This is a genomic window from Treponema sp. HNW (assembly GCF_050320395.1).
Lineage (GTDB): Bacteria > Spirochaetota > Spirochaetia > Treponematales > Treponemataceae > Treponema_C.
Genome location: NZ_CP144459.1, coordinates 750910 through 771891, shown reverse-complemented (window position 1 = coordinate 771891; position 20982 = coordinate 750910). Strand labels below are relative to the sequence as shown.

Annotated in this window: 21 protein-coding genes; 10 read left to right on the top strand and 11 right to left on the bottom strand. The window is 44.1% G+C overall.

Annotated elements, in window-relative coordinates; all coding sequences use genetic code 11:
- Positions 1 to 19 precede the first annotated feature (19 nt).
- From V1L52_RS03545 to V1L52_RS03530, 4 genes are all read right to left on the bottom strand, one after another.
- Positions 20 to 1840 carry a tetratricopeptide repeat protein gene (locus tag V1L52_RS03545; RefSeq protein ID WP_428770928.1) on the bottom strand — a complete coding sequence of 607 codons (1821 nt, stop codon included), beginning with the start codon at positions 1838 to 1840 and terminating at the stop codon, positions 20 to 22.
- A 1-nt stretch (position 1841) separates the two neighbouring features.
- Positions 1842 to 2630 (bottom strand): hypothetical protein, encoded by a 789-nt coding sequence (locus V1L52_RS03540; RefSeq protein WP_428770927.1) that lies wholly within the window; start codon positions 2628 to 2630, stop codon positions 1842 to 1844.
- Positions 2631 to 2981: 351 nt separating this feature from the next.
- The gene (locus V1L52_RS03535) at positions 2982 to 3533 is read right to left on the bottom strand and encodes an STAS domain-containing protein (RefSeq protein WP_428770926.1); all 552 of its coding nucleotides are present in this window, start codon (positions 3531 to 3533) and stop codon (positions 2982 to 2984) included.
- Positions 3534 to 3623: 90 nt separating this feature from the next.
- Positions 3624 to 4364 (bottom strand): SDR family NAD(P)-dependent oxidoreductase, encoded by a 741-nt coding sequence (locus V1L52_RS03530; RefSeq protein WP_428770925.1) that lies wholly within the window; start codon positions 4362 to 4364, stop codon positions 3624 to 3626.
- Positions 4365 to 4506: 142 nt separating this feature from the next.
- On the opposite strand from V1L52_RS03530, the gene V1L52_RS03525 reads away from it, so the two are divergent.
- From V1L52_RS03525 to V1L52_RS03510, 4 genes are read left to right on the top strand one after another with little or no spacing between them, the layout of a single operon-like run.
- Positions 4507 to 6060 carry a S41 family peptidase gene (locus V1L52_RS03525; RefSeq protein WP_428770924.1) on the top strand — a complete coding sequence of 518 codons (1554 nt, stop codon included), beginning with the start codon at positions 4507 to 4509 and terminating at the stop codon, positions 6058 to 6060.
- Positions 6061 to 6067: 7 nt separating this feature from the next.
- The gene (locus tag V1L52_RS03520) at positions 6068 to 6898 is read left to right on the top strand and encodes an RsmE family RNA methyltransferase (protein WP_428770923.1); all 831 of its coding nucleotides are present in this window, start codon (positions 6068 to 6070) and stop codon (positions 6896 to 6898) included.
- Positions 6880 to 7620 carry a WecB/TagA/CpsF family glycosyltransferase gene (locus tag V1L52_RS03515; RefSeq protein ID WP_428770922.1) on the top strand — a complete coding sequence of 247 codons (741 nt, stop codon included), beginning with the start codon at positions 6880 to 6882 and terminating at the stop codon, positions 7618 to 7620. Before V1L52_RS03520 ends, V1L52_RS03515 begins: the two co-directional genes overlap by 19 nt.
- Before the next feature lie 21 nt (positions 7621 to 7641).
- Positions 7642 to 8799: a sigma 54-interacting transcriptional regulator gene (locus V1L52_RS03510; RefSeq protein WP_428770921.1), complete on the top strand. Its 1158-nt coding sequence runs from the start codon at positions 7642 to 7644 to the stop codon at positions 8797 to 8799.
- Here the strand turns inward: V1L52_RS03510 and V1L52_RS03505 are convergent.
- The gene (locus V1L52_RS03505) at positions 8776 to 9510 is read right to left on the bottom strand and encodes an RNA methyltransferase (RefSeq protein WP_428770920.1); all 735 of its coding nucleotides are present in this window, start codon (positions 9508 to 9510) and stop codon (positions 8776 to 8778) included. The two genes, V1L52_RS03510 and V1L52_RS03505, sit on opposite strands and share 24 nt — an antisense overlap.
- Before the next feature lie 163 nt (positions 9511 to 9673).
- Here V1L52_RS03505 and V1L52_RS03500 point away from each other — a divergent pair, with 163 nt between their 5' ends.
- From V1L52_RS03500 to lgt, 3 genes are read left to right on the top strand one after another with little or no spacing between them, the layout of a single operon-like run.
- Positions 9674 to 10096, top strand: coding sequence for a hypothetical protein (locus V1L52_RS03500; protein ID WP_428770919.1), 423 nt, complete (start codon positions 9674 to 9676; stop codon positions 10094 to 10096).
- Positions 10087 to 11220, top strand: a complete 1134-nt coding sequence (locus tag V1L52_RS03495; protein ID WP_428770918.1) for a P-loop NTPase — start codon at positions 10087 to 10089, stop codon at positions 11218 to 11220. Before V1L52_RS03500 ends, V1L52_RS03495 begins: the two co-directional genes overlap by 10 nt.
- A 55-nt stretch (positions 11221 to 11275) precedes the next feature.
- Complete coding sequence (gene lgt / locus V1L52_RS03490) at positions 11276 to 12256, top strand: prolipoprotein diacylglyceryl transferase (RefSeq protein ID WP_428770917.1); 981 nt, start codon at positions 11276 to 11278, stop codon at positions 12254 to 12256.
- A gap of 120 nt (positions 12257 to 12376) precedes the next feature.
- Here the strand turns inward: lgt and V1L52_RS03485 are convergent, their stop codons facing one another.
- The 5 genes from V1L52_RS03485 to V1L52_RS03465 form a co-directional block, all read right to left on the bottom strand.
- The gene (locus V1L52_RS03485) at positions 12377 to 13129 is read right to left on the bottom strand and encodes a DNA alkylation repair protein (protein ID WP_428770916.1); all 753 of its coding nucleotides are present in this window, start codon (positions 13127 to 13129) and stop codon (positions 12377 to 12379) included.
- Positions 13122 to 13706: a TetR/AcrR family transcriptional regulator gene (locus tag V1L52_RS03480; protein ID WP_428770915.1), complete on the bottom strand. Its 585-nt coding sequence runs from the start codon at positions 13704 to 13706 to the stop codon at positions 13122 to 13124. Before V1L52_RS03480 ends, V1L52_RS03485 begins: the two co-directional genes overlap by 8 nt.
- A complete protein-coding gene (locus tag V1L52_RS03475; protein ID WP_428770914.1) occupies positions 13699 to 14103 on the bottom strand; it encodes a hypothetical protein in 405 nt (134 codons plus the stop codon). The genes V1L52_RS03480 and V1L52_RS03475 overlap by 8 nt, the downstream gene beginning before the upstream one ends.
- Positions 14104 to 14362: 259 nt before the next feature.
- The gene (gene tkt / locus V1L52_RS03470; protein WP_428770913.1) at positions 14363 to 16330 is read right to left on the bottom strand and encodes a transketolase; all 1968 of its coding nucleotides are present in this window, start codon (positions 16328 to 16330) and stop codon (positions 14363 to 14365) included.
- Positions 16331 to 16348: 18 nt separating this feature from the next.
- On the bottom strand, positions 16349 to 17818 hold the full coding sequence (locus V1L52_RS03465) for a hypothetical protein (protein ID WP_428770912.1): 1470 nt from the start codon (positions 17816 to 17818) through the stop codon (positions 16349 to 16351).
- 372 nt (positions 17819 to 18190) lie between these two features.
- Here V1L52_RS03465 and V1L52_RS03460 point away from each other — a divergent pair, with 372 nt between their 5' ends.
- The gene (locus tag V1L52_RS03460; RefSeq protein ID WP_428770911.1) at positions 18191 to 18616 is read left to right on the top strand and encodes an Hsp20/alpha crystallin family protein; all 426 of its coding nucleotides are present in this window, start codon (positions 18191 to 18193) and stop codon (positions 18614 to 18616) included.
- A 103-nt stretch (positions 18617 to 18719) separates the two neighbouring features.
- On the top strand, positions 18720 to 19232 hold the full coding sequence (locus V1L52_RS03455; RefSeq protein ID WP_428770910.1) for a hypothetical protein: 513 nt from the start codon (positions 18720 to 18722) through the stop codon (positions 19230 to 19232).
- Positions 19233 to 19304: 72 nt separating this feature from the next.
- On the opposite strand, the gene V1L52_RS03450 is transcribed toward V1L52_RS03455, so the two are convergent.
- The gene (locus V1L52_RS03450) at positions 19305 to 20009 is read right to left on the bottom strand and encodes a DUF2259 domain-containing protein (RefSeq protein WP_428770909.1); all 705 of its coding nucleotides are present in this window, start codon (positions 20007 to 20009) and stop codon (positions 19305 to 19307) included.
- A 134-nt stretch (positions 20010 to 20143) separates the two neighbouring features.
- Between V1L52_RS03450 and V1L52_RS03445 the strand changes: the two genes are divergently transcribed.
- On the top strand, positions 20144 to 20971 hold the full coding sequence (locus V1L52_RS03445; RefSeq protein WP_428770908.1) for a hypothetical protein: 828 nt from the start codon (positions 20144 to 20146) through the stop codon (positions 20969 to 20971).
- Positions 20972 to 20982 lie beyond the last annotated feature (11 nt).

Below are 20982 nucleotides of genomic sequence, written 5' to 3'. Positions count from 1 at the left end.
CGGCATTTTTATTCCGGGTTTATTGATATTTTTTTTCGTATAGAGATAAAAACCGCAGGGAAAGTATTACAATAGCGGCAAACAGTAAAATCAGTGCGGTCAACAGCTCTGCGTATAATGAAAAAGACGCCAAGCCGTACGAAAGCAAAATAATCAAATAGCGCAGGAATTCGATACAAAACATAACAACCGCGGTAAATACGGGAAAACTGAATATCCACACAAAACGAAATACCTGAGAAGATTCGAGTTTAAGGTCCCAGGCAATAAGGGCTAAGAGAATAAACAGGGCAAACAGCAAAAAGGGCCGGGCAAAACGCTGCAATAAAAAAGCCTGATAGATTCTGACCGGAAAGCCGTAATCGTCGGCAAGGGGAACAAAACGGAACAGAGACGCCAAATTCATATATAGCGGACCTTCGGAAGACGCACTGCATACCAAGTCGAAATCTTTTAAGCTCATCGGCAATACACGCACGCTGTCCCGTATTGTATGCTCTTCATGAGCTTCCGAATATACGGGAGAAATTACAATTCCGCGGGTTTTTCTGTCAACGGATGTACAGAGGAGTCTGGGAATAAAGGTTTCGGCGTCTTTAATTCCGGTAAGCGAACCGAAATCGGAACCGAAGGAGCCCGCCTTTTGTGCAATAAGTTTTACATAGGGAACGGACATTGCGCCGATCAGAGTACCCGAAGCATCGTAAGAGACCGAAGAATAATTGCGTAAATATTTTACAAGGCTGTCGGTATGAGCGATAGTTGTTACCCCGCCGATACGAACGGCATCGAAACCTCCGTCGGGACGTTTTATCTTAAATGAAATATTTTTAAATTTTTCAAAAAAAGCGAGGTTTTGCACTTCATCGATAAAAAAATATTGCTGCAAGAGGGCTTCCGTGGATAAACGGTAAAAACGCACGATATCCGGATCAAAATCGCTTATTTCATACAGATCAAGAAAAATATAATAGGCATGTAACACATCGCCTTCCATAAGAGCCGAGTAGCCTTCACGCTTTTTCCGAAAGATTTGTGCATTCTCATCCGTTTCAAAACCGGAATTGCGCGCGATAGTATTCCATGAATCCGTTGCAAGACGCTGCATTTCGGCACTGTTTGCATCGTTGTCGCCGGCAAGTTTATAGGCCCACCATGCATAATAGTGAGCGTTAAAATAATCCTTTGAATCAAAAGCCGCCTGTGCCTTTTTAAGCAAAATAAGCGCCGAATAGGGGGTATTATCGGCTTTTAATAAATCCGAAGGAACGGCGGAAACCGTTTCCGCAGGAATATACCCTCCCGATGCCGAAAGCCGCTGGGCCGCATCGCGCAGTCTTTTAGCCTCGGCGTTGGCAGGCTGCAGGGCAAGAGCGTTTTCGGCATAAAAAACGGCGGCCGATGCGTTTCCTTCGGCATAAGCCGATTGTGCGTGGCCTATATACCAGGTATAATCCTGAACCCGGTTTTCCAAACGCTTTTTAGATGCGGAAATAAGCGGAATCAATATTTCAACCGCGGCAAAGCACAGCACAACCGAAACACCCGCCGCAACAAGGACGGCACGAAAATTTTTTAATTGAACGGGAGAAAAACGCTCAAGGTTTTTTCCCGTATCCTTTCCGAAAGACCATGAAAAACCTATACAGCCGACCGATGCAAGAATTGCGGGAAGCCAATATAAAAATTCATACAGTCCCGTAATAAAACGCCAATAAAATACGTCTTCGGGAAAAAGAAAGGACACGTTTTTTATAAAAAACGCTTTTGCAATAAAAAATCCGAATGCAAAGAGCGCATAAACCGGCATCAGAATAGCGATACGGACGGATGTTTTCATATCAGTCCTCCCGTGCCCGCTTTGCCTGCACTGCCGCTTTTCGGATTGCGGGAACCCACAATATCGCACCCAAAGTAAGGTTGACAATAAGCGGAACCCATATTGAAGAAGCGTAGGTCCTAAACGACTGCGAATACATATAGATATTCAATATACATATGCCTGCCCAAAATACAATAACCAACACCGCATTCATCAGTTTCCAATAGGAAAAGGAATAAAACCCGTACACCGAGGCTAAGGCAAAGCCCACCGAAGCCAATAATAAATAGGCTTTGCGTCCCTTATCCACCGTCTCACGGATTACGTCGGAAAGAAAAAACAAACTCGAAACGGTGTCCTTTATCAATGCGGGAGGATTAAAATAGAGAGCCTCGTAATCCTGCAGCCGGGTACTGAAAAAACCGCTTTTAAAAAATCGGGCGGCCGGTGAAGAAGCACCCTTATTAAACCAAAATGCGACATATTCGGCAGGTTGGTAGAGAAAGCAAAAAGGAATAATCAAAAGCCATACAACGGAGCATAAAAAAATAAAAACCAAAAAATCAAGCAGAGATGAATATCCGCGCTTTATAACCGTAAAGATAACGGCCAGCAAAGCTCCTATGCTTGTCAGAGGCAAAAGTGAAAACAGGGAATATAAAAATATATCGGCAATACGCGTAAAGGCATCCTCATACAGTCCGGCAGCGGGAGCCTCCGGATATAAAATCAGCATTGAGGCAATCAATACGGAAAGCGCAAGCAGTACGCATATATATATATAAATAAGTAAAACCGAATCTTTCACTATAACCAGAATATCACGGATATACAATCAATGCAAGGGTAAAATTAAGGAGTTTTCGGCTCCGAGCCCGGATAATATTATAAACAGGTTTTGCACAGGGAATTATTTATTTACCATGCATACAAATACAAAAAAACCGCAAAATGCGGAAAGCCTGCAAAAAACCGGAAAAACATAAAAATATAATTACTTATAAAGCAATGAATTAGAAATAAAGATAAGAAAAAACGTAATAAAACTCAGCTAATTCATTTTAATTTAAGAAAATAAAAACCAAGAAGATTCCATCAACTGTTTATACACAGGTTTTACACAAGCGGGAATGCATATGAACACCCCCGCCGGTCAGGATTAACCCAGAAAAACCTGTCCGTTGGAGTCTACCGCCAAAATGGTTTTACATTCCGAGCAGCGGAAGCGTCCGGAACGCGGGGCTTTTAATTTTTTAGAGCACACGGGGCAGGTAAATATTTTTGGGAAAATACCGGTTGAAGGAACCACTTCCTGTTTAAAAAAAGCGATTGCTTCTTCGGCCGAATCTTTAATATTAAAAAATTGGGCAAACCCCAATAATTGAAAAACTTCGTAAACCTTTGCCTGAATTTCCAATAAAACTATATCGCCGCCGGAGGGTTTTACCATTTTTAAAAAAGCGGTAAAGGAACCGATTCCCGTAGAAGAAACGTAGTTAAGCGCGGCGCAGTTGAATATCAAATTCTTATATCCGGCGTCTACAACCTTTGCTACCCGTTTTTGAAAAAAACTGGAATTATAAGTATCAATATAGCCATTTAAATACAAAATAATTCCCCCGTCAACCTGATCGACCTTCTTAAGGGAGATTTTTAAGCTGTCGTCTTTTTCATCGTTAAAACCGGGAATTAAGTTATTATTTATGTCCATTACCTTTTTCCTTACAATAGTCAAAAATAACTATTTTCTTTATATTGTACACTTTATTATAACCTATGTCAAATATAAATTCCAATATTTTTACTGAAACTCGGGCGACCAGCCTCCGTCTACGGGCAGTAAAACACCGTTCAGCATCGGGCGGGTTAATAAAAAAACCGCCGCATCCGCAATTTCCTCCGCTTTGACAAGCCTCTTTTGAGGCATCTTAGCCGCAAGCCTTTGTCGTTTCTCATGCGCTATGTAGTCCGTTTCCGTAAAGCCGGGTAAGACCGCATTGCAGGTAATACCGTAGGCGGCATAGGTAAGGGCCGTTGAGCGCACCAAAGAAGACAAAGCCGTTTTGGCACCCGCATAAGCCGCATTCGTACGGAAGGCGTTTATACGGTCGGTTCTTGTTCCGCCGAAAAATAAAAAACGTCCCCATAAACGCTTTATCATCGACGGGAGGGCCGCACTGACAACCAGGCCCGGCAGCGTATAATTTAAAACCGCACGTTCCCAGTCGGCTGCATCGGTATCCTCCAAAGGTTTTTGCACAAAGGGACCGAAGCTCACACATATAATATCGGCAGCTTGTATGTCTTTGTAAAGTAAAGTGGATGTAAAATCACGGCATAAGCCGTTTTCAAAGCGGTGTACCCGTTTTTGTACCGATACTTTTTTTGCCAACGTTTCGGCGAGGGTATTAAAACGCTCGGACTCGCAGCCGCCGTGTATTATAAGATTCGTACCGCAATCGGCAAGGGCGGTACAAAGGCATGAACCTATACCCCCGCTCCCGCCGATTATCGCAGCCGTTTTACCCGCAATACTTTCCATACGATTTATATAAACATACGGGACCTGAAAAGGTAACAGATTTTACCGGTATACCCTCATACGCATAACAAGGTATCGTTTGCCCGCTCCTTTTCGCGGAATTTTCCCTTGACAAAATTTCTGTGCACCGTACAATAAGTATATGAAAAACGAAAAAACTTCCGTCTTTGTACGCCCCGTTTTAACGGCGCTTTTAACCCTTTGTTTTGCTTTTTGCATATTATCCCTGCCTTCAGCCTTTGCACAAAGTGCAAAAAGTTCAAAAGGCTCGCAAGCGGAAAAAGAAGTTCATTCGCGTCAATATATTGAGCTTTTAAACAGTGTCTACACCTTTGTCCTGGAAAACTATGTCGATGAGGTGGACCCGAAAATTTTATACGAAGGTGCTCTCAAGGGCATGATGGATGCATTTGAAGACCCCTATACCGCCTATTTGGGAACGGCTCAAATGCGCGATTTAAACGACACGACAACGGGCGACTTCGGCGGTGTAGGGCTTTCCATTACCAAACCGGCGGAAACAAGTGCGGATAAACCGGCCTATGTGGAAGTGGTTTCACCGATAGAAGATACACCCGGCTGGAGAGCCGGCATACAGGCGGGCGACTTGATTTTAAGCATAGACGGAACTTCTACCGCCGACATCACAATGGAAGAAGTGCTTAAAATCTTGCGCGGCCCGAAAGGTACCTCGGTGAATCTTATCATTCGGCGCGGGAAAACGGGGGAATTTCCGGTATCTTTGATAAGGGCGATCATTGAGGTTCCGACGGTAAAATACGGTATGATTAACCGCGGAAAACAAAAAACCGGGTATCTGCGCATTATAGAATTTACCCCGAAAACCCCGGACAGGGTACAGGAAGCGTTGGATTCTTTTAAAAAAGCCGATTTTACCTCTCTGATTATAGACCTGCGCAATAACCCCGGCGGTCTTATATCAAGCGTTGCCGACGTTGCGGATAAATTTATCGATACGGGAGTGATTGTCAGTACAAAAAGCCGCCTTATGTTCGAAAATTCGGTGTACAGGGCAAAACCCAAGGCAACGGTTATGCCTAAAAATATTCCCATAGTCGTTTTGATCAACAAGGGTTCGGCCAGTGCGTCCGAAATTCTGGCGGGAGCTTTAAAAGATTATCACCTGGCCTATCTTGTAGGAGAGCGTACCTACGGCAAGGGCTCGGTTCAGCAGGTAGTTCCCCTGCCCAATCAGGACGGCATAAAGCTGACAATGGCGCGCTATTATACGCCGTCAGATTCCAATATAGATAAAATCGGTATTCCCCCCGACAGGGAAATTGCCTTACCGGTTTTAACGGAAGCCGAAGAAAAAGCCTATGCATCCCTTATTACGGATGAAGCGATATCCAAGTACGTAGCCTCAAATCCGAATATGAGCGCATCCGAGATTGCCTCCTATGCACACACTTTGCAGTCTGCTTATAATTTGGAATTGCGGCTTTTACGCCGGCTGATTAAGCTGGAAGTAAACCGCACAAAACCTGCCGAATTATACGATTTGGACTTTGACGTCCAACTTCAAGCGGCCTTGGATATTGCAGCCTCATCGAATTTCGAAACTATGGTAAAATCGGCAAAAACTTTAAAAGAATTGCAGGCATCAATGAGCGACGAACAAAAAGTCTCCGCCGCGGACGGACAAGCCGGTAAATCCGGTAAAAAAGGACGCTGACGGCACAATGCGCCAATTTGTCTGTTCCCGCATGCCCGATTCCGAAGGCGCAATAGCTTTAAGCGCCAAAGAGTTCCGCTATCTGTCGCGCGTTTTGCGCTTATCGGAGGGGTCTTCTATAGATGTACGTTTACCCGGCGGCTCTTTGATTCAAATGAAATTGTGTACCGATAAAACGGAAAACGTCCTTAAAGCCGAAAAGCTTCCTGCAAGAGAAAACATCGGCAGCCCCTGCACCGCCGATATGCCCCTTTTTCCTCCTGCGGGCCCGGAGTTTTGGCTTTTTCAGTTTTTACCTAAGGCACCAAAAGCCGATTTAATCGTTCGGCAGGCAGCCGAGTGCGGCATAAGCCGTATTGTCGCCATACGCGGAGAATACTCTCCTCCGTACACGCCCCGTATCGAGCGCTGGCAGCGCATTATCCGCGAAGCCCGACAGCAAAGCGGCTCCCCCGTTGAAACGAAGATAACGGATGTTCTTTCGGCAAAAGAAGCCGCCGCACTCTGGAAAAAAACGACGGAAAATACGGCCGCCGCCGCCTTTATTTTATGCGAACGCGAAGAAGGGCAAAAAAGCATATTCAGCCATATCCGACATATTGCGGCCGTGAAAGAGGAAAAAAAAGACGCAGGCGGCATTCCCTTCGCTTATACCGCCTTTGCTGCAGGCTGTGAAGGCGGTATAAGCCGAAACGAAAGAAACCTGTTGGAACAAAACGGCTTTGTGCCGATACATTTTAAAACGAATATATTACGGGCGGAAACGGCGGCCCTTTACGGATTTGCCGCAATACAAAGCGCCGTAACGGAGTATAAGGCATGGAAATCGAACGAATAAGAATAGGGGGTGTCCCGGTCGATATAATCCGTCCGGAGCACATGGAACAGGCATTGTTTGAGCTATTGGCTACATCGGGAACAAAGCAAATCGTTTTTTTATCCGTATGGAATCTTTTAAAGGCTATGCGCAACAGCGAATATAAACTCTGCCTGGAAAACGCCTCGCTGATTTTACCCGTATCTAAAAGTATTATAAACGGAGCGGTTTTTCTCAAAAAAACAAAACCCCTGCGCTATAATCCTTTTTCGGCCCTTATTTTATTTTTTACGATTCTGGAAACACGTTATAAGTCCCTCTATCTTTTAGGCGGACACAAAAGCTCTTTGATTGAATCCGAACGCAATCTGCATGCAACCTTTCCGGGGCTGCACATTGTCGGACGATACACCGGGTATTTTTCCAAAGAAACGGAAAAAGACATACTTGAGGCGATTTTCAAGTCCAATCCTTCAATGGTGCTTCTTGCAGACGGCATTCCCTCCGGTGTTACCTGGCCCTATATGAGGCGTAACAGCTTCGGATCAAGTATCTTTGTATATTATAAGGACGCCCTTTCAATTTTTTCAAAGCGTAAAAAGCGGGTTTCCGACGATGTTTTTAATGCGGGACATGAAATTTGGCATGAAATAGCTTTAAATCCTTTAAAAATTTTCCTTGTATTTCCGTTTATATGGTATATAATAGTATTAATATGGGATAGACTCCACTCCAAAGCATAGTCTCTCCGGCGGTTGTCGGAAATGATTAAGATTCTACTCATAAGCGATGATAAAAAAATCAGGGATTTTTGTTCGTCGTTTGCACAGGATATCTTTGCCGTAGACTGTATACCGGCATTCCCCTGCACGGATAAGGATACGCCCTTCGATTTTTCGCTCATCCTTTTTGACTTTTCGGTGTTTGACAAGGGCGATCTTAAAACGGTACGCAATGTGTTCCGGTTTTCCGCACACCTGCCCGTTCTTGTACTGGCCTGCGAAAAAAATGCGGGAGCCGCCGCACACATGTTAAAAGCCGGGGCTGCGGATATTATTATACTGCCGTGCAGCCGCTCATATATGTTTTCGTATATACGGTACTATACGATAAAAGACGGCAATCCCTTATCGCCTTTGCACAGTCCCTGCGGTTTATCCGTTTCGGACGATAATGCTTTTAAGGATTTTATCGGCATATCGAGTGCCTTCACCGGTTTAAAAAAACAGATTTTACTTGCAGCGGGAAACTCAATGCCCGTGCTTTTACTCGGAGAAACGGGAACCGGAAAAAGCCGGGCGGCCCGCCTGATTCACGATTTATCAAACCGAAAAGCCCTCCCCTTTGTGGAAGAAAACATCGCGGCCGTACAGGAAACGCTGATGGAGGCGGAACTGTTCGGTACGAAGGCGGGAGCATATACGGGAGCCGTTACACGCATGGGCTTATTTGAAAAAGCCGAAGGCGGTACTCTTTTTTTGGATGAAATCGGCTGCATAAGCTTGGGTATGCAGGCTAAACTTTTACGTGCATTGGAAACCGGAGAAATCAGAAGGGTCGGAGACTGCGACCATAAAAAAGTAGATATACGCATTATCTGCGCAACAAACAGTCCGCTTAATGCATGGAAAGAAAGCGGAGAATTCCGTAAAGATTTGTATTACCGCATTACGGGTATAGAAATACATATCCCCTCCCTTGCGGAGCGGACCGAAGATATTCTGCCCCTTGCCCGCAGTTTTTTGGAAAACCTGTGCCGTACTCACAATACCGTCAAAATTTTTTCGGATAGGGCCGAAAAAAAATTGGAAAGCCACCTGTGGCCGGGAAATATACGCGAACTGCAAAGCTGTATATGCCGCGCCTTTTATGAGACACAAAACGGCCTTATATCGGAATCAGCTATCCGCTTTGTTCTTTAAACTCAAACAGGCGGCTTTATGAAATATTTTTTCAATGTATAAAACATCTTTTTCACAGACGGCTGAGCGGGATAAAACCGAAAGCCAAAAGCGCTTCATTTCGTCGGGATTGCCGAGCGAAAAAAAACCTATTTTTTGTAAATTACCGATAATCCGATCGGCCGTTGTATGCAGGCGCGAAAGAGGAACGGGCGGCGAAACGGCAGAGGGGCATAGAGGCCGAGCCCCCCGATATAATTCATAGGCTATAATTTGAACCGCATGAGATAAATTGATTGACCCCGCCTTCGGCTCCGCGGGAATCGTTACGGCAAAAGTACAGGCGTTTAATTCATTATCCGTAAGACCGGTACGCTCGTTTCCGAATACGACTGCGGCAAGAGAACCGTCAGGCAGGGAAAAAATCCGGGAACTCAGTTCACGCGGTTCGGAAATTAAAAAGCCGCGTTTATGACCGCTTCTTCGGGTTGTGCCCGCAGCACATACGCAGTCTTCAAGTGCCGGCGGCAGGGTATCGAAAAAATCGGCATTTTCCCAAATATGAAACGCATGAACGGCAAGGGTCCGTATTTCCTCATCATTATAATCACGCCTTTTACCTACAATCCGCAAACGCTTTAAGCCCATGGTAAACATGGCACGGCATACGGAACCGATATTTTTTGCTTCGTTCGGCTTGCACAATACGATAACGACATCGGATATATCCATTGGGCCAGTATAAAGCAAGGCGGCAAAAAAGTGAAGTTCCGCCTTGAATAAAAAACTTTGAATAAACCAAGCTGCAGTGTCGATAAATCTTTTATTTTATGCGTCAAATCGGTTGCGTGTTATGACGGATTCGGGTATAATAAACGCAGTTACAGGGAAATCAATGAAAAAGAAAATTCCGCTCTTGGGAGCACTTTCGGTATATGAAATTCTCCGCCTTTGTTTTGTTCTTGCCGTTCAAGCCGAATATTCCGATACGAAACTTCCCCTTTCCTGGTACCTGTCACTGCCGCTTTTGACGCTGCCCTTTTTTCTCCTCTATGCCATGCATAAAAACAACTCGTATGCCGCTTTTGCGGCGGAACTCTACGGAATTATAAAAACCGCCGGTACCGCCGGTTTTATATTTTTTATTTACCGGCTTTTTGTACAAAGACCTGCGGATTTTCCGGTACACGGCATATATTTATTTAAAACGCTTATATATATGATGCCTTTTTTTGCAATTGATGTTATACTGTCGGTGCTGCTTATAATAAAAAATTATAAGGCACATGAACAAACGGAAGGTGAACTATGCAAATAATTCCTATTGCAAGCGGAAAGGGCGGCGTAGGCAAAAGTCTTTTATCGGCAAATCTCGCCGTTACCCTCGGAAAAGCGGGCAAAGACGTTATCCTTGCCGACCTTGATTTGGGTGCTTCAAACCTCCATTTGGCAATCGGTCAACAGGCGCCGAAAAAAGGCTTGGGGACTTTTTTATCGGGTACATCTGAGTTTGAAGACATCATCACTCCGTCAGGATACAAAAACGTACGGTTTATAGCAGGCGATTCGGAAATTCCGGGACTCACCGCCCTGCCCCTTTCGCAAAAAAATATGTTGATAAAAAAATTCCAAAAGATAGAAACCGATTATCTTATTTTGGATTTGGGAGCGGGCACCCATTTAACAATCCTCGATATGTTTTTACTTTCGCCTCAGGGTATTTTGGTAACGGCCCCCGCGGTTACGGCAACACTGAACGGCTATTTGTTTTTAAAGAATGTTCTGTTCCGCCTTATGTACAATTCCTTTAAGAAAACCTCAAAGGCATACGAATACCTTGAAAAGCTCAGGTCGGATCCCGCATCGCTTCAAAGATTGTATATTCCCAAATTGACGGAAAATATTATACGCATCGATCCTAAAAGTGCGGAAGTTTTTATAAAGCGGATTCAAAAATTCAAACCGCGTTTGGTTATGAATATGATTGAAGACCCCAAAGACGCCGAGCGGGCAATGAAAATACGCCGCTCATGTACCGAATATTTAGGCTTAACGCTTGACTACTTGGGCGTTGTGTACCGCGATCCGATGCAGGATGTCGCTCTTGCCTCGCGTCTGCCTATAACCGTATACAAACCGCAGTCCATACTTTCGCAATCCATATACCGTATTGCGGATAAAATTATGCAGTCTGAAGACTTGAACTTTGACGATACGGGGCTGCCTGCCGACAGCTTTGAATTGGTAGGCTCGGAAGCCGAAGAAGACTACGAAGCCAAAATATCTTATGTAGAAGACCTTATCGGAAGCGGCGCCCTAACAACCGGAGAACTTGCAGATACGATAAAGGCCCAGCAATACGAAATTACCCAGCTGCGAAAAGAAAATACGCTTTTAAAATCGAAGATTGTAAAAGCCCACGCACAGGGATTTAAACTCTAATTTTAAACGCAAAAGGAAGGTAAAACCGAGGCTGCAAAAAGCCTTGTATACGCATATGTTTTTAGCATTGAATTATCCTTCATGGATTCATCCCGAAATTTTCCCCGGCGTTCCCCTTTTGGGCATGATACGCTGGTACGGCTTAATGTATATTTTCGCCTTTGCCACGGCAATCCGCGTATTCATGTCGCTGCAAAAAGAAGGGATGCTCGATTCTCCCGAACACAAAGCAACCGAAGACGATATTTTCGGCTTTTTTACCTTCGGTATTATCGGCTTGCTTTTGGGGGCACGGATCTTTTCCACCCTCGTATACGATCAAAGCGGCATGTATCGGAAAGAACCCTGGCTTATTTTTTGGCCCTTCGATAAAAACGGCACTTTTACGGGCTTGGCGGGAATGTCGTATCACGGCGGTTTTATCGGAGGACTTATAGGGATGATTGTATGGTGCGCCAAAAACAAGCGCTCCTATTGGCAGTGGATAGACGCTATGGTCGTTTCCATTCCGCTCGGCTATACCTTCGGCAGGCTCGGAAACTTTTTTAATGCCGAATTGTACGGACGTATTACGACCGTTCCGTGGGGCATGATTTTTCCGGGCGCGCCGCGGTTTTCGCTTTCGATAGATTGGGTACAAAGGATAGTCGAACAAACCGGAATAAGTACAGCCCCCGGAACCCTTTTGGTGAACCTGCCGCGGCATCCGAGTCAATTATACGAGGCTTTTTTTGAAGGTATTGTACTATTTGCCCTGTTACGCTTTTTAAGCAAAAAAAAGCCCTTCCGCGGTTTGTTGTCCGGTGTGTATACGGCAGGCTACGGACTGGTACGCTTTGTTATAGAGTATTTCCGCGAACCGGATGCCGACATAGGATACCGCATAAGCGCAAAACCCGACGCACCGATTTATTTTAACCAATCCTTGTTTAATTTATCGACGGGGCAAATTCTGTGCCTTATGATGATTATAGGCGGACTGGCGATTATCGCCGTATGCTATGTACGTGATAAAAAGCAAAAAGCGGGGGTTTGAACCGTCACTGCCGAAGTTTAACCGCAAAGAACGTAAAGAGGGTAAGACGGGCAAATCACTGCCGCCGGAGCATTATTCGATACATCTATTGCGAGTAAAGAATACCGCATGAATAACATATTACTCTCTAAGTATATTTTTTCCTGCATTCCGTGAGCCGTGTTTTATAATCCACTCACATTCTTTACTCACTGCTCCTTTTTTCCACTCCTCAAGAATTATATAAAATTTTGCCTGATCTTCTTTATATAAATCATTGAGATTATTCGCGACACTTTTTCGGATATATGTATCTTTGTCATCTTTAAGATTTGTCAGTATTTTAAAATATATATCAAAATACTCCAAAGCAGTATATAGTTTTTTAGCCCATGGAAGCCTGATTCTCAAACATTCACTTGAAAGCCTTCTCACTCTTTCATTACCATCAATACTCCAATCCGATAAAATCCTTAAAGCTTTTTCCGGATACTGCCTGATTAAGGGTCTCATGCAATATTCCGACGTGAACCTTTTTGTAAGCTCTTTACTGAATTTTATGCTGGTTTCAAAGTAGTTTTCTCCATAGAGTTCAACATATTTCCCAATCGGCCATAACCACCATCCTTGAGAAAATGCTCCGCTGTTGCCCGTAAGTTCCGGCCCTAAGATTTTATAAAAAACCGAAAGAGTATTTTCATAGTCAAGGTCAATCGAGTTATAGAGTCCTTTTGCGATCAGCTCTTGTCTTTGATTAAACTCTAAGTGTCCAATGGCATTCTTTGTTAATTCGAAAAATCTTTTTTTGTTGAGTTTTTCGGTTTGCTTTGCAATCAAATCCGCCAGTGTTTCCACATATTCTACATCATAGTAGTCTTTCAGTTTTTTAGCCATATTTTCTTATTCCTTCCAACATCATTCTGATTGAAGACTCGATTTCCGCGATGTCAAAGGATTGCGACCTTGACAGTTTGATTGCCAGCTCGTTTAATCCTCCGGAAATGAAACTTGTCAAATAGTCAATATGTACTTTTTTAATTATTCCTTCTTCCTGTAAAATAAGGAGTAGCTCTTTTAAACGGGATTCGGAATTTTCAGTATCCATCCTTTTCCATTCTTGCCATGAAAGAACCGACGGACCGTCAAGTAATAATATTTTTATAGTATCTTTATCAATCGCTTTTTCTACAAAGGCTACACAACCGATAATAAGCTGTTCCCATCGATCCGTACTTTGCATGGCAGTCTTTTCTACGTAATCGGCAAGCTCGTTTTGAATGATACGAATAAGCTCAGACAGTATTTCTTCCTTATTTTTAAAGTGATGATAAAAGGCTCCTCTTGTTAAGCCTATTTCTTCAACAATTTCTTGCAAAGATGTATTGTTATAACCTTTTGCAATAAATTTTTGCTTTGCAACCATCAGAATCTTATTTTTTGTCTGAAAAGAAGCTATTTCATTTTTATTCATAATTTTCTCTATATTCTTCTGAATGCGGAATAACTTGAATCACATCCACCAGTATCTTACTTGGACCTTCAATAATAAAATGCCTTTGACCGAATGTCTCGCTCTTTATATCCAAGATAATTTTATCTTTTAAATCTTTTTTTAATATATCATAAACTTCATCAACATTATTTACTTCAACATTCAGCAAAAGCCCGGAAAGAGGCAATCCAAAACCTTTTGGAACAGTTTCATGCCTATAATCCAAAACGGCAAGTTCGTTTTTGTTTTCATCAATCAGGCTGATATACCAATCTGCTTCAAAAGTTGTATTAAAGTCGAAATATTTTATAAAAAAATCTGCACATGCTTTAACTTCCTTTGTCATAACCACCGGATAAAAACTATTTATTTTCATATTACTCTCCTATATTTTATTTCCTTATAGTAACATACATACAGTATGTATGTCAAGTAAAAACACTGTTTTTATCAAGATGTGGAATGGCTTTATAAACAAGATAATATTCGAATAAGGCGAGGGATATGGTATGATCTGAGTAATTTGTTTTTGTTAGTGTTTTGTATAAAAATGGAGATAAATACAGTTCCGCTCATACAAATGCCTGAGCGAAACTGTAAGCTAACAATCGGACATTTTATCCGATCGTCTGCCCTCAGCCTTCAATCAGCTTTGCCAAATTTTCGGCCGTGTAACCGAAGTGTTCGGCAACCTTTGCGCCGGGGGCCGATTCGCCGAAGGACGTTAAACAAAACAGGTCCGCTTCGCTTGAAGCAAAACCTTCCCAGCCCATCGGACTTGCAGCTTCCGCAACGATACGGCGCGCGCTTTTACCCGTAATCGCTTCCTTTATTTCTTTAGGCTGGCGGCGGAACAATTCGCGGTCTATGACCGAAACGACACGCACCTTTTTCCCCTTAACCAGAGATGCCGCCTTAAGCGCAAGAGAAACTTCGGAACCGGTTGCAAGAACGGTTACGTCGGGTTTTGCCCCGCCTTTTTGTACAATGTAAGCGCCGCACAGCATAGTATTACGCCAATCGGGGTCGTCTTTTTCGTAGACGGGAAGATTTTGCCGGCTCAAAGCAATACAAACCGGTGTGTCTTTTGAAGCGGCTGCCATCTTCCACGCTTCGGCCGTTTCTTCGGCATCGCCGGGGCGCAGTACCTGCACATTCGGAATAACGCGCAAAGAAGAAAGGGTTTCTATGGGTTGGTGGGTCGGGCCGTCTTCGCCGACAAAGATTGAATCGTGGGTTAATACGTAGATAACGTTTTTGCGCATTAAAGCGGACAAACGCAAAGCCGGGCGCAGATAGTCGGCAAACACCAAAAAGGTTGCGCAAAAGGGAATAAGGCCGCCGTGGAGGGCGATACCGTTCGATATGGCCGCCATCGCAAACTCGCGTATCCCGTAGTGAATATAGCGCCCGGAGCGCGAAGAAGGCGAATAAGCCTTTGTGTCCGCCAACTTTGTACAGTTCGGTCCCTGCAAGTCCGCAGAACCTCCGACAAGGTTTGTATACACCTTGCTCAAATCAAGCAGGGCGGCACCGGATGCATTGCGCGTTGCCAAAGAGTCTCCCGCCTTATAAGCGGTCATTGAAGGCTTTTTAGCGGGTTTGCCCGCAAAAAAGCGCTTCCATTCTTTTGCAAGTTCCGGATTTTCTTCGGCCCACTCGGCAAATACAGCCTTCCATTCGGCTTCTTTTTTCGCCCAGTTTTCACGCTTCGATTCAAAATAGCCGTATGCCTCGGGCGCAACGTAAAATTCTTTATCAAGGGGAAGGCCCAGCTCTTTTTTTGCAGCCGCAATACCCTCCGCTCCCAGCGGTGCTCCGTGAGCCTTTGCGCTTCCCGCAACGGTAGGAGCACCCTTTCCGATAACCGAATCCAAAATAATAAGCGAGGGTCTCTCGTCGCGTTTTGCTTCGGCAACCAAACGGGCAATATTTTCCATATCGTACATCGAACCGGACAATACCTGCCAGCCGTAAGCTTCGTAGCGCTTGGCAACATCTTCAGCAAAAACGCCGTCGGTGGAACCGTCAATCGTTATCTTATTTTTATCGTAAAACGCTATAAGTTTTCCCAGCTTCATGCTGCCTGCAAAACTCGAGGCTTCGGAAGAAACTCCTTCCATAAGACAGCCTTCGCCGACAAGGGTATATGTATAGTGATCCACAATCTTGTGTTTAGGCGTATTGAATTTTGCCGCCAAAATGCTTTCGGCCAGCGCCATACCCACAGCCATCGCAATACCCTGCCCTAAGGGGCCGGTTGTCGCTTCAACACCGTCGGTAACGCCGTACTCGGGATGTCCGGCACACACCGATTTAAGCCGGCGGAATTTTTTTATATCGTTTAATTTAACCTTGTAGCCGCTTAAATGCAAAATCGCATAATCAAGCATGGAACCGTGGCCCGCCGATAAAATAAAACGGTCGCGGTCGGCCCAGCGCGAATCGGCCGGATTATGCTTCATAATTTCGCCGTACAACACGGCGGCAAGTTCGGCACAGCCCAGGGGCAAACCGGGGTGCCCCGAATTCGCTTTTTGAATAGCGTCCATCGCAAGGCTGCGCACGGAAAGAGCGGCAGCATTCAAACCCGAAATGTTCATGTTCACTCCTATAAAGGATTACTTTACAATCGAAAAAGCATCCTTTTTTTTGTTTTCCATAACGGAAACAAGTATTTCTTCTATATCTTCAAAACTGAAGGTCATCCCTTCAAGGGAAGCGGAAGCCGCGCTTAAATCCTTATCGGACAGATTCTCCTGATACAACAAAGCTTCAACCAGATGCCCCGTATGAGCAAAAAGCTGGGATAGGATAACCAAATCCTGCTGCGGGAAAAAATCGGCAGGCAATCCGCAGGAATCAAGTTCGCAAATAAGCTTTACCAGGGCCGAATACAGTTTTAAAGCGCTGCTGCGTACCTCACCCTTGTTAAAATCCGTAAATCTGTTGTATTTTTCGGAAAGTATAACATATTTGGTTTCAAGATGCAATAAAAAAGTTTTAAGCTGCCATTCCTCCAGTACAAACGAAGAAGGAATGATTCTTTTAAATATTTCCCTGACGCCCTTATCTCTGCGGTACAGGGAATCGAGGATATAGGCATCAAGCATAAATTCGGGAAGGGGAATACCTATTTCTCCGTACAGCGTTTCGGACACATCAATGCCGCTTTCAAAACGGTCGCGCCACGAAGATGCGGTGCATTCTTCGCCCTTTTTCCACAGACGGGTTTCCACTCCGTATTCGGCAAAAACGACATTTTTTGTGCGCATCAAATATTCGTCCAAAGAACCGCAGCCCGAAATACACAGAATATCCGTATTGCCGAAAAAAGCACAGACAAGCTGTTCTTCAATACTGTGACAAGGGCCGTATTCTTCGATTGTCGAAAGCAGACATGTTTCCAAAACATCATACCAGCGTTCGCGAAGCTCGTTTTCTTCGGTCGATTCAAACAGATTTGACCTCATTTCTTTAATCGGACGAAGTTCTATCAAACCCTCATCCCAATTCACAAGCCGCGCCGACAAACGGTCTGCGTACGAAAAATCGAAGCGCTTGTACAAAGCCCTCATATCGCATACGGTAAGAAAAATGCGGTTGGGTATCTCAAAATCGTTCTCGGCAAAATCCCGGTCTTCGTTTCCCGGGTCAAGCCCGAGAAACTGGGGCACATATTCTTCACCGAAAAGACGGTACATATCCAATACATCGTCCGAAGCGATTTCAATACACTTTTTATGAACGGGCATACCCGCAAACGTAAAATTCAATTCATGGGGGAGCATTTCAGGATCGACAAAGGGCATACAGCGGTGCCCGATAATCAAAATACCGGAATCGACTTCAAAACGCCGGGGTTTTATACTGAAATAGGCATCGGTAAAAAGCCCCGGCCGGGCAATATAGCTGCCGTCGGAAAGCGGAAACACCGAAGGATGGCTGTCAAGAAAATCGGAAACCTCACGAAGCGCCGCACGTTCACCCTCGGCACGCAGTAAACGCTGTATCGTTTTGGAAGTAAAAGGTTTTGTGCAGGTACGTAAAAAAGTATTCACGGTTTCGTACGGAAAATCCCTTTTCAGCATACACCCATTATACCATAAAGCCGACAAAAAGTAAAACAGGCCGCATAAAATACCCGATTTTCCCCTCAAAAAAAAGATACCGGGTCAAAAAGAAACAGTAGAAATGCATTTTTTTGACACAGACAGCCTCTTTTCCCCTCTTTTTCCATTTTTTTCTTCACTTCGGCGTCTTAGACCCATTCCGTCTTTTCTCTAAAAAAGTAATTCGTTATAATACAATAAAATAAATAAAATTAAAAAAAGTTGGCACGTATCCTGCTATACTATAAGTGAAGACCGGAAAACGGATTATCCGAACACCGATACGGCTTCGGATATCCCCGCCGGAGAGCGGAACCGGCATACAAAGCAACAAACCATAGGAGGTATACTATGAACACATTATCTTTTTTTAACCCCAGATTTACATCCGACTTGTTCGATGTAATCGACCGCAACTTTTCCGGCACGGAAAATTCTTCAAAGTGCAGCCTGCCGCGCGTAGACGTCCGCGAAACCAAGGATGAATACCTGCTCGACATGGAACTTCCCGGCTCGAGCGAAAAAGATGTGGAAATCAATTTGAAAGACCGCATCCTTTCGATCAGCTCGGTAAAAGAGGACAAAAAAGAAGAAAAACTTGACGGCGAATGGCTTATAAAAGAACGTGTTTCCAAAAGCTTTTCGCGAAGCTTTACCCTTCCCGAAGATATCGACAGCGAAAAGGTTTCGGCAGGCTTTAAAAACGGCCTTTTGACAATCAGCATACCGCGCAGAGCCCAAGCAAAGGCCCGCACCATTGCCATTACCGCAGGCTGAAAAAAACGGTAAGGCACAAGGCTGTCCGAAAGCACCGGTTTCGGACAGCTTTTTCTTTTAATGAGGCTGTACAAAACATCTTTCGGGTACTATACTGTTTTTTATGTTGAACTACACGGTAAGGGTTTTAACCTTATACAAGGATTTGTGTTACGCTTCGGACGCTTCAAGCGACTCAATCGATAAAAATAATTTTTTATACCGCTATACCTGCGCAGTCGGCCCAAGGGAACCGGAACCGCGGCTTTCCCGGTTTTTAATCAAGCCCCGCTTTGAAGGTTATGCTCTTACGGAATCGGCAAAACCTGTAACCGGCGTCAAAACGGAAACAAACGCAGGCGGGTCGACAATCCCCGCGGGGCTCTATCTTTTTTTGCAATCCTTTATGCCCCTAACGGAACCGGCGGCCGCAGATAACACGGGAAACCCCGCGGACAAAAAAGGACAAAAAAAGAAACTTAATATATACCGGCGGGCTGCGGAACATTTGCACACGGAAGCGCTATGGATGGAAATCGATTTTTACGATGACACCGTCTATATCAGAACCTTAAAAGAAGGGAATGCGGAAGTGTTTCAATTATTCAGAAAAATTACGGCGAAAAAGACCGATTAAGGGGGATATTGTAAGCCGGTCTTTTTCACATTATGATACAGTTCGGTTTTACCGCTTTTACGGCAGCCCTTTTTATTTTAATACCAGGGTTTCTACCATATAGCGCACGGACATGCCGGAGGCGGTTTGAGTTTTCTTTTCGACAATAAATACAAGACTTTTACCGTCCGGAGAGCGCACGATTTTTTCAATTGTGTAATCGACAACGCCCGTTCGTTTTATATCCGGGGTTCCTGCAACCTGTTTGGATAAAACCTTTCCCGTTTTATCCCGGCGCTCGACGCTGATAAAGAACGACGACTTTGAAGACGGCGATTTTCCCCCGTACCAGGGAATGAGTTTTATATAAAACAGCACGGGATTTTCTTTTGTCGAGCCTTCAAAATCGGTAAATACGATTTCTTCGACGGAAGCTTTATTTTTGTTTTTGATGTACAAGGTATGCGTTAAATCGGCCGGAACGGGAGCGGTATTTTTTATATAGGAAGCATTTTTTTCAAAGAGGCGCTCATACAAAACGGAGCCGTTTACGCCTTCCGTTTGTGCCGAAGCGGATATTTTAAAACAGCCCGAATCGATATAGTCGTTTTTCGCAATATCGACACTGTAAATCTCGGCAAAACCTCTCCACGTTTTATCGATACTTCCGTGCTGGGCAAACATATACACGCGGCTGTCCTTTGAAAAGCCCAAGTCGATAAAGGCTGCAGCATCGCCTGCCGAAAGCAATACACCTATACATATACATAAAAACGCCGCAATAATCCGTTTTGCCATATAATCCCCTCAACACTGAATTGTATAACGGACGCCAAAAATCACGTGAATTTTTAACTCCATCATCGTACTATATTATCGGTTTTTTACATAAGCGGCTTTACATAAATTTATTATCAGGCTATGCTGGGCTTATGACTTTAAATACGCGAAACAAACTGCTTTTATTTTTTTCGGTGTTCAGTTCTCTGTGTTCCCTGTTTTTTGTTATCGCACTGATACGTATTTTAATACAGGGGCCGCAAAAAGCCGACTTTTTATTCGATATTCCTTCCGTCCGTTCTTTTTGGTTTATACCGATAATATCGAATTATCCGGCCGTTTTTTTAAGCCGCTTTTTGTTATCTCTGTTTATTCCCGCCGTAGGCTTTGCAATATATTTTAATTTTGAAAAAACCCAGAGTTTGGAAGTGCTGTTTTTTTCGGCCTTTTTGATAGGATTTTTGGGAGAAACCTTTACTCTGTGCATTCCCCTGTTCGGCTTAACGGCGGGTTATTCAACCATTCTGCGCTTTATCGGACAGGCGGCTTTTTTCGGCGAAATGGAAGTTTTACTTGCAATCATTATACAGGCGGTTATCGCCTCCGGTTCGGAAAATCGTGACTCGGATAAATATTTGGGGCTTATCATCGTCAGCGCTTTGATTTTTTCAACCATCATTCCGCTCAACACAAGCGTTCTAAAAGATTATATGCGCATACATTTCGGTTCAAAAGACCTGCTTGCGACCATCCGCATTATCTTCAGCATTTGCGCCTTTTTGGCCCTGCTTTTATCTTCAAAAAGCAAAGAATCGGCGGACTATAAAAAAGCTTCTTTTAATTTTCTTTTTATTTGCTGCGGCTATATACTGCTTTTGGAATGCTTAAGTTTTGCCTTCCTTATAAGCGGGGCCGCCCTTTTGATTGCGGGCACAGTCCGTTTTTTAAAAAATATGCACCGTTACTATATGTGGAAATAATCACGGAAGAG

What these genes read in the sequence shown, in the direction of transcription:
- V1L52_RS03455 (WP_428770910.1), top strand. Translation starts at nt 18,720, where the DNA reads ATGTTGAACTACACGGTAAGGGTTTTAACCTTATACAAGGATTTGTGT.
- V1L52_RS03515 (WP_428770922.1), top strand. Translation starts at nt 6,880, where the DNA reads ATGGAAATCGAACGAATAAGAATAGGGGGTGTCCCGGTCGATATAATC.
- tkt (WP_428770913.1), bottom strand. Translation starts at nt 16,330, where the DNA reads ATGAACATTTCGGGTTTGAATGCTGCCGCTCTTTCCGTGCGCAGCCTT.
- V1L52_RS03445 (WP_428770908.1), top strand. Translation starts at nt 20,144, where the DNA reads ATGACTTTAAATACGCGAAACAAACTGCTTTTATTTTTTTCGGTGTTC.
- V1L52_RS03505 (WP_428770920.1), bottom strand. Translation starts at nt 9,510, where the DNA reads ATGGATATATCCGATGTCGTTATCGTATTGTGCAAGCCGAACGAAGCA.
- V1L52_RS03525 (WP_428770924.1), top strand. Translation starts at nt 4,507, where the DNA reads ATGAAAAACGAAAAAACTTCCGTCTTTGTACGCCCCGTTTTAACGGCG.
- V1L52_RS03545 (WP_428770928.1), bottom strand. Translation starts at nt 1,840, where the DNA reads ATGAAAACATCCGTCCGTATCGCTATTCTGATGCCGGTTTATGCGCTC.
- V1L52_RS03460 (WP_428770911.1), top strand. Translation starts at nt 18,191, where the DNA reads ATGAACACATTATCTTTTTTTAACCCCAGATTTACATCCGACTTGTTC.
- V1L52_RS03510 (WP_428770921.1), top strand. Translation starts at nt 7,642, where the DNA reads ATGATTAAGATTCTACTCATAAGCGATGATAAAAAAATCAGGGATTTT.
- V1L52_RS03475 (WP_428770914.1), bottom strand. Translation starts at nt 14,103, where the DNA reads ATGAAAATAAATAGTTTTTATCCGGTGGTTATGACAAAGGAAGTTAAA.
- V1L52_RS03500 (WP_428770919.1), top strand. Translation starts at nt 9,674, where the DNA reads ATGAAAAAGAAAATTCCGCTCTTGGGAGCACTTTCGGTATATGAAATT.
- V1L52_RS03495 (WP_428770918.1), top strand. Translation starts at nt 10,087, where the DNA reads ATGCAAATAATTCCTATTGCAAGCGGAAAGGGCGGCGTAGGCAAAAGT.
- V1L52_RS03450 (WP_428770909.1), bottom strand. Translation starts at nt 20,009, where the DNA reads ATGGCAAAACGGATTATTGCGGCGTTTTTATGTATATGTATAGGTGTA.
- V1L52_RS03485 (WP_428770916.1), bottom strand. Translation starts at nt 13,129, where the DNA reads ATGGCTAAAAAACTGAAAGACTACTATGATGTAGAATATGTGGAAACA.
- V1L52_RS03465 (WP_428770912.1), bottom strand. Translation starts at nt 17,818, where the DNA reads ATGCTGAAAAGGGATTTTCCGTACGAAACCGTGAATACTTTTTTACGT.
- V1L52_RS03530 (WP_428770925.1), bottom strand. Translation starts at nt 4,364, where the DNA reads ATGGAAAGTATTGCGGGTAAAACGGCTGCGATAATCGGCGGGAGCGGG.
- V1L52_RS03520 (WP_428770923.1), top strand. Translation starts at nt 6,068, where the DNA reads ATGCGCCAATTTGTCTGTTCCCGCATGCCCGATTCCGAAGGCGCAATA.
- V1L52_RS03535 (WP_428770926.1), bottom strand. Translation starts at nt 3,533, where the DNA reads ATGGACATAAATAATAACTTAATTCCCGGTTTTAACGATGAAAAAGAC.
- V1L52_RS03480 (WP_428770915.1), bottom strand. Translation starts at nt 13,706, where the DNA reads ATGAATAAAAATGAAATAGCTTCTTTTCAGACAAAAAATAAGATTCTG.
- lgt (WP_428770917.1), top strand. Translation starts at nt 11,276, where the DNA reads ATGTTTTTAGCATTGAATTATCCTTCATGGATTCATCCCGAAATTTTC.